Annotated in this window: 1 protein-coding gene; it reads right to left on the reverse strand. The window is 39.5% G+C overall.

The features are described 5' to 3' along the window. Positions 1–649, reverse strand: a 649-nt coding sequence (locus RB298_RS01235; RefSeq protein ID WP_486045369.1) for an N-acyl homoserine lactonase family protein, incomplete at its 3' end; no start/stop codon positions are given. Between the last annotated feature and the right edge of the window lie 63 nt (positions 650–712).

Raw genomic sequence — 712 nt, forward strand, 5'->3', positions numbered from 1 at the left:
CTAAGATAATGCCACCTGTTTCAGGCAAATGAACATGAAGGCCAAGCATACCCCAAGCATGTCCGCTTCCAAAGTTCAAGACATTAATTCCTTCTGCCAGTTTAATGGTATCTTCGTTTCGTTTAATCGTTTTCCAATGAAGGTCATTTTTTATCCATGCGTCAATGTCAGCCCAAATATAAGCACCTTCTTTTTGATTGCGTGCATAAGACTGAAGGGTGCCGTTTAACTCATCTTCATGAACAATAACAGTAGCGTTAGTGAACAACTCTAAGCAGCCAGCATGATCCAGATGAAGGTGGGAAGCAACAACAAATTTAATTTCCTTAGGGTCCACCCCTAATTGTTCTAATCGATTCGGTAAATAACATTCTTCTGTAGCTGAGTAAGGAAACATTTGTTGAGTTGCTTCAGTCCAGCGCCCTTGTGGTCCCATTGATTCAGGATTGCAGGCTGTATCAAACAGAATTTTCCCTTCCGGATGATCGATTAATACAGTATAAATTGGAAACTCTATAAATTCCGTAGGTGCATGAGGGTTCTTAACAGTTGCTGGGTTATGCATTGCAAGCATCCAGTTTTTATCCATTTGCATCGAGCCGTTGTCCATCACATAAAGCTTTGGGTTAGGTTTGATAATATTACACATATAATAGCCTCCTAAACGTAGTTGAATTTTTGTTTGCGCTTTCAAAATAGCTTTATACTACAT

The sequence above is a fragment of the Priestia sp. BR_2 genome (assembly GCF_041954005.1).
In the GTDB taxonomy this organism is placed as follows: Bacteria; Bacillota; Bacilli; order Paenibacillales; family Paenibacillaceae; genus Paenibacillus_AQ; species Paenibacillus_AQ lautus_A.